Origin of the sequence: Lentzea flava (assembly GCF_014648475.1) — a bacterium.
Classification (GTDB): domain Bacteria; phylum Actinomycetota; class Actinomycetes; order Mycobacteriales; family Pseudonocardiaceae; genus Lentzea; species Lentzea flava.
Window position 1 is genome coordinate 76,338 of record NZ_BMRE01000041.1, and the last position, 6,691, is coordinate 83,028.

Sequence of the window (6,691 nt, forward strand, 5' to 3'; positions counted from 1 at the left end):
CGACTCCGCCGCCGACGAGATAGGTTGGGCTCGCAGCAGAGGAGGCCACCGGTGAAGGTGATCGTCGAGGCAGACGGCGGGTCGCGGGGCAATCCCGGGCCGGCGGGGTACGGGGCTGTCGTCCGCGACAAGCTCACCGGCGAGACGCTGGCCGAGCGCAAGGGGTCCGTCGGCGTCGCCACCAACAACGTGGCCGAGTACCAGGGGCTGATCGCGGGGCTGCGGGCTGCGCGGGAGCTGAACGCCGAGACCGTTGACGTGCGGATGGACTCCAAGCTCGTCGTCGAGCAGATGGCCGGGCGCTGGAAGATCAAGCACCCCTCCATGCAGCCGCTCGCGCTCGAAGCCCAGCAGCTCGCCAGGACCTTCCAGAAGGTCACGTACGAGTGGATTCCCCGGGAGCGCAACCGGCAGGCCGACCGGCTGGCCAACGAGGCCATGGACGGCGAGACCAAAGGCGAGGCCAAAGGCCAGATCAAAGGCGAGCCACAAGGGGAGAGCAAGGCCGACGAGAGCAAGGAAGGCGACAAGCAGCCGCACTGGAGCGGGGCTACGGGCGATCCGACGCGGCTGATCCTGTTGCGGCACGGGCAGACCCGGCTGTCGGTCGAGCGGCGGTACTCGGGGCGTGGCGATCACCCGCTGACCGAGCTCGGGCTGGAGCAGGCCTCCAAGGCCGCCCAGCGTCTCTCCAAAGTGGACGACATCGCGGCCATCATCTCCTCACCGCTGCAGCGGACCGTGCAGACCGCTCAGAAGCTCGGCGAGGCCACGGGGCTCGAGGTCATCACCCACCAGGGGCTCATCGAGACCGACTTCGGCACGTGGGAGGGGCTGACGTTCGCCGAGGCGGCGCGGCAGGACCCGGAGATCCACCGGCGGTGGCTCGGCGACACCAGCGTCCGGCCGCCGGAGGGGGAGAGCTTCGACGAGGTCAACGCCAGGGTGCGCAAGGCGCGTAGCGAGATCATCGCGAAGTTCGGCGGCAAGACGCTGGTGCTCGTCAGTCACGTCACGCCGATCAAGACTCTTCTTCGCCAGGCGCTCGACGTCGGGCCGCAGTTCCTGTTCCGCATGCACCTGGACCTGACGGGTGTTTCGATCGCCGAGTTCTACCCGGACGGGCACGCCTCGGTGAAGCTCGTGAACGACACTTCGCACCTGGGCTGAAACTAGGACACCTTGCGCAGGCGGGGCGTCAGCGCCGTCATGAACCGGTCGGCCGCCGCGTCCAGAGCGGCGGTCGATTCCGGCGTACCCACCTTCTGGTCCAGCACGAACTCGCCGCGGACCACCTGGTCGGCGCCCTTCGCCGCGAGCAACGGGTGCAGGGCGTAGTCCATCGCCACGAGGAAGCCCTGGTTGCCGCCCGTCGCCAGCGGCAGCACCGCACGGCCCCGCAGCGCCTTCTTCGGCAGCAGGTCGAGCAACGCCTTCACCAGGCCGCTGTAGGCCGCGCGGTACACCGGCGACGCCACCACCACGCCGTCCGCGGACAGCACGGAGCTCACGGCGGCGGCGATCTCCTGGTCGCGGAGGTCCTCGGTGAGCAGCGACAACGTGGGCAACGAGCGCACGTCGAGCACCGACACGCGGTGGCCGGCCGCCTGGAGCACGGCGGCCACGTGCGACACCACGACGCCGGTCGGCGCGGCGGGGGACGGCGCGCCGGAGATGATCAGCAGATCGGACATGGCAAGCACTCCCTGAGGTCGCGGGTGAGAGAAAGCGCGCTCAGCGGAGGCAACACAGGCTTGCTGCCACGCGGCCGTAGTCGACGTGGCGACGTCGTGTCATGGATCGAGTGAACCAACGTCCGGGCTGGTGAACAACCACTCCCAGACCCTGGGATATCCTGGTGGACGCGGATGAGTCGGCAGGGCGGCCGCGGCAGGAGACTGTCGAGGAAAGTCCGGACTCCACAGGGCAGGGTGGTTGTTAACGGCAACCAGGGGCGACCCTCGGGACAGTGCCACAGAAAGCAGACCGCCTCGGCGCGAGCCGGGGTAAGGGTGAAACGGTGGTGTAAGAGACCACCAGCGCCCCAGGTGACTGGGGCGGCTAGGTAAACCCCACCCGGAGCAAGGCCAAGAGGGCACGCGAGTGCCTGCGTGAGCGTTCGAGGGCGGCCCGTCCGATGCTCACGGGTAGGCCGCTAGAGCCTGCCGGCGACGGCAGGCCCAGATGGATGGTCGCCAAGTGGGACGCGAGTCCCATGAACAGGATCCGGCTTACATGCCGGCTCATCCGCCTGAAACGGTGCCAGGGCCGAAGCCCCGGCACCGGTCGAAGCGATCAGAACGACGCGACGTTCAGCAGCGGTTCGTGCGTGCTGTCCGGGTCGGTCGCGGAGTTCCAGTTGCTGGTCCCCGCCGACTGCAGAGCGGACTTCACGGCCGACGGCGAAGCGCTCGGGTGGGTCGCCTTGTACAGCGCGGCAGCCCCCGCGACGTGCGGGCTCGCCATCGAGGTGCCCGAGATCGTGTTGTAGCCGCCGCCCTTCCAGGTCGACAGGATGCACACGCCCGGCGCGATGATGTCCACGTCCGCGCCGTAGTTGGAGAAGTCGGCGAACGTGTCGTCGACGTCAGCGCGGCACGTCGAGGCCGCGCCACCGCCCGGCTGGCCGTTGAAGTCGGCCAGCGCGCTGACCGTGATGACTTCCGCGTAGGTGGCGGGGACGAAGGTCGACGAGTTGGCGCTGCTGTTGCCCGCGGCGACGACGTAGGTCACGCCGGCCGACACCGAGCGGCAGATCGCCTCGTGCATCGCGTCCTTGTTGGAACCGCAGGCGCTGTCGCTGCCGGATCCGCCGAGGCTCATGTTCGCGACTTCGATCTCGTTCGCGTGCGCGGTCACGTAGTCGATGCCGCAGATGATGGCCGAGAACGAGCCGCTGCCCTGGTTGTTGAGCACGCGGACCGGCCAGATGCGGGCACCCGGTGCGACGCCCACGACGCCGATGCCGTTGTCGAGCGCGCCGATGGTTCCCGCCACGTGGGTGCCGTGGCCGTTGCCGTCGTCAGCGCTGCGGCCGGTGGAGCAGTTCTTCGCTCCCGCGGTGTTGACGTTGAGGTCAGGGTGGTCGAGGTCCACGCCCGTGTCGATCACGGCGACGTCGACGTTCACGCGTTCGTCGGTGCCGTTGATGCGGGCGGTCGGGCTCTGCTCGGCGTCGATGCGGTCGATGCCGGTGGGCAGGGTCTGCGCGGCGATCGACGCGATGCCGTCCGGCTGGACCAGCGCGACCCGCGGGTCACGGGCGAGACGTGCAGCCGTCGCCGGGGTCATGCGCGCAGAGTAACCACGCACGGCGGACTGGTAGAGGTTCTCCACGGTGACGCCGGCCAGATTGGTCACGCTGGGCACACTCACGCCGTCCTTCAACAGGACGATGTACCCACTGGTCTGGGTGTCGGCGAGAGCAGGAGCGGCAGGCGTTGCGGCGGCGAGCAGGACAGCTGCGAACAGGGCTTTGGCGGTGAGTCGTCGCATGGCTCTCCTCAAAGGGGCTTGAGCAGGGAACCCGATGCTCGCACCCGAACGGCGAATCGTGCTACTCCATTCGGGTGTAATCCGGACGAGTGGATAGTCCTGTATTGATGACGGTGTGCTCTCCCACCTGGAATGCGCCCGCTGCGGCCAGCGCCACGACGCCGACCGGCCGCAGAACCTCTGCCGGTCCTGCTCGTCGCCCCTGCTGGCCCGCTACGACCTCACGAAGGCCGGCAGGCCCACCGGGGACAACAGCCTCTGGCGCTACCGGGACGTCCTGCCGGTCCGCGATCCCGACCCCGCGTTCAGCCTCGGCGAGGGCATGACGCCGCTCGTGCCGTTGCCGGCGCTGAGCCGCGCGCTCGACGTGAACGTCCTGATGAAGGACGAGTCGCTCATCCCGACCGGCTCGTTCAAGGCGCGCGGTGCGGCCGTCGGCGTGGCGAGGGTCAAGGAGCTCGGCATCGAGGGCATCAAGATGCCGACCAACGGCAACGCGGGCGCCGCCTGGGCCCTCTACGCGGCCCGCGCGGGTCTGCGCAGCGTCATCGCCATGCCGGAGGACGCCCCGCTGATCACCCGCGAGGAGGTCGAGGCGAGCGGTGCCGAGCTGCGGATCGTGCCGGGCACCATCGCCGACGCCGCCAAGGCCCTCGCGGACGTCGACCTCTTCGACGCCTCGACGCTCAAGGAGCCCTATCGCATCGAGGGCAAGAAGACGATGGGCTACGAGATCGCCGAGCAGCTCGGCTGGCGCGTCCCCGACGTGATCGTCTACCCGACCGGCGGCGGGGTCGGTCTGATCGGGATTCACAAGGCGCTCAACGAAATGCGCGAGCTCGGCTGGATCGACGGACCGCTGCCGCGTCTCGTCGCCGTCCAGTCCACCGGGTGCGCACCGATCGTCAGGGCGTTCGACGAGGGTGCGGCCGAATCGACGTTCTGGGACAACGCCTTCACGAACGCGTTCGGCATCAACGTGCCGAAGCCGTTGGGAGACTTCCTGATCCTGCGGGCGATCAGGGAGACCAACGGCACCGCGATAGCCGTGGACGATGGGCAGATTCTCGAAGACCGCGCGGAGTGCGCGCGACTCGAAGGCGTTTTCCTGTGCCCGGAAGGCGCCGCAACCCTCAGCGCGGTCCGGGTGCTGCGCAAGGACGGCTGGCTGCGAGCGGGTGACGAGGTGGTCGTGCTGAACACCGGAGCAGGCATCAAATACCCAGGTGTCCGCCTCTAGGTATCCCCAACGGCCAAGGGCGTTACAGAATTTCGGCCGTTCGAGTGGAGCCCCGGCGGGGACGACCCACCCTCGGTATCACGGCCCGGCAAGCCAAATCCTCCTGTCAGACGGCCGGCCCCTGCAGCCGGTCGTCCCCAAGGGAGGGAAGACACATGCAACGCAAGCTGACCGTGGTGCTGGCCCTGTCCAGCCTCATCACCGCGGGCGCGGCCGGAGTCGCGACCGCCGACGTGACGGAGCTCCCCGTCTACGGGGTGAAGAGCACGGGGCTCGACCAGGAACAGGCGCAGCGACTGCAAAGAGCCTTCGGGCTCAAGGACGTCCAGAGATCCGAGTTCGGCGCGGTGAGTTTCGCCGACGAGCAGCGCTACCAGTACCTGCCGACCGTCGACAAAGGACAGGGCAGACAGGACGAGGACGGCAACGCGACCACGCAGACCGCGCTCGACACCGAGGCTATCAAGCGCATCAGGACGATCACGACGGACGAGGCCACCAAGCGCGCGCAGGAAGGCCTGAGGGCAGCGGGTGTGCTGCCCGCGAACGCGACGCCCACCGCCCAGTACACGACGTTCGAGCTGGCGGATCCCAACGGGCGCAACGCACTCACGGCCAACCTCGACACGAGCGTGTCGTACACGTTCCAGCTCGGCGGCATCCCGCTGGAGGGCGAGGGCGCGAACATCCGCGTCTCGTTCGACGCCCAGGGCGTGACGGCGGTCAGCCACGCCGCGCGCACCTACGGCCAGGCGGGCACCGTCGCGGTGAACGACCTCGCGTACGGCGCCAAGCTGTGCCAGAAGTACCTGGGCGACGGGGTGAAGGCGGACGTCAGCTACGTCTACGTCGCCCCGCCGCTGGAGGAGAAGGCCGACCGGCTCGAACCGTCGTTCCGCTGCGCGGGCCGCACGTCCGACGGCAGCGCCCCGCAGGCCATCACCCTGCCCGCGGCCGTCGGTGCCGAACTGCCCCAGCCGCAACCGGTCCAGCCGCCGCGCGACGACCAGCAGTTCGGGGCCATGGCCGCCGGCACGCAGGTCGGCAGCGAGGGCACGGGACTGTGCTCCGGTCTGCCCAACACCGTGGCCAACATCGGCACCTTCAACTCCGAGGCGGGCACCCACGGCGTCCCCGTCGCGTTCAGCTGGCTCAACGGCAACGCGTGGGAGAGCGACTTCAAGGACCCGATCTTCCCCGGCGGCCAGGACCACATCTGGGCGGACAACGTCGACCTCACCTACTGGCAGGGCCACGGCTCCGGCACGGGCTTCTACTTCAACGGCTGCTCCAACCACAACGACGCCAAGCTCTCGAACACCGAGGCGCGCTGGGGCAACCAGGACGTCGAGTGGATGAGCCTCTTCACCTGCCTGATCCTCGAGGACGTCACCGGCGGACAGACGTGGGCGCAGCGCTGGGGCCAGGCGTTCCAGGGCCTGCACCAGATCAACAGCTTCACCACGGTCAGCTACAACTCGGCCAACCACGGCGGCAAGTTCGGTCACTACATGTGGCGCTCGCCGTTCCTGTGGTGGAACCAGCCGATGAAGGTCCGTGACGCGTGGGCGCAGGCCAGCATCGACACCCAGCCCGCCTCCGTCCGCTGGGCGACCATGGGCCCCGTCACGTCGTCGGGTGCGCTGGGCAACTTCAACGACTACTTCTGGGGCAAGGGTTCCGTCGGCCCCGACTACGGCTCGACCGGCTGGTTCTGGCGGATCTCCGGCGCCTCCTGACCGAGGTCCCGCACCCGCAGCAGTGCCACACCGGCAGAAGTGAACAGGACAGCCACCGCCGCGAGCCCGACCAGGGGCGCGGCCGTGGCTGTCCTCCGCGGTTCAGTGGCTACAAAGATTTCACAAGATTATGAAGACTGATGAACGGCTCTTTCGTTCACCTCGGGTGGACCTGGTGTTTTAACCAGGAGGCGCTTGGGTTTTGACATGGGCACGG

General features: G+C 68.7%; 5 protein-coding genes and 1 other RNA gene. 4 read left to right on the forward strand and 2 right to left on the reverse strand.

Features of this window, described 5'->3' with window-relative positions; translation table 11 throughout:
- Positions 1 to 57 precede the first annotated feature (57 nt).
- Complete coding sequence (locus IEZ09_RS33850) at positions 58 to 1,170, forward strand: bifunctional RNase H/acid phosphatase (RefSeq protein ID WP_189257890.1); 1,113 nt, start codon at positions 58 to 60, stop codon at positions 1,168 to 1,170.
- 2 nt (positions 1,171 to 1,172) lie between these two features.
- Here IEZ09_RS33850 and IEZ09_RS33855 read toward each other — a convergent pair whose 3' ends face one another.
- Positions 1,173 to 1,694, reverse strand: coding sequence for an NAD(P)H-dependent oxidoreductase (locus IEZ09_RS33855; protein WP_189257878.1), 522 nt, complete (start codon positions 1,692 to 1,694; stop codon positions 1,173 to 1,175).
- Positions 1,695 to 1,869: 175 nt separating this feature from the next.
- Here IEZ09_RS33855 and rnpB point away from each other — a divergent pair.
- An RNA gene (rnpB, locus tag IEZ09_RS33860) (RNase P RNA component class A) lies at positions 1,870 to 2,250 on the forward strand.
- A 45-nt stretch (positions 2,251 to 2,295) separates the two neighbouring features.
- On the opposite strand, the gene IEZ09_RS33865 is transcribed toward rnpB, so the two are convergent.
- A complete protein-coding gene (locus IEZ09_RS33865; protein ID WP_189257879.1) occupies positions 2,296 to 3,495 on the reverse strand; it encodes a S8 family peptidase in 1,200 nt (399 codons plus the stop codon).
- Positions 3,496 to 3,610: 115 nt separating this feature from the next.
- On the opposite strand from IEZ09_RS33865, the gene IEZ09_RS33870 reads away from it, so the two are divergent.
- Both IEZ09_RS33870 and IEZ09_RS33875 read left to right on the forward strand, forming a co-directional pair.
- Positions 3,611 to 4,735, forward strand: a complete 1,125-nt coding sequence (locus IEZ09_RS33870; protein WP_229813190.1) for a threonine synthase — start codon at positions 3,611 to 3,613, stop codon at positions 4,733 to 4,735.
- Between the two features lie 155 nt (positions 4,736 to 4,890).
- Positions 4,891 to 6,474, forward strand: a complete 1,584-nt coding sequence (locus IEZ09_RS33875) for a DUF6345 domain-containing protein (protein WP_189257880.1) — start codon at positions 4,891 to 4,893, stop codon at positions 6,472 to 6,474.
- The last annotated feature ends 217 nt before the right edge of the window (positions 6,475 to 6,691 follow it).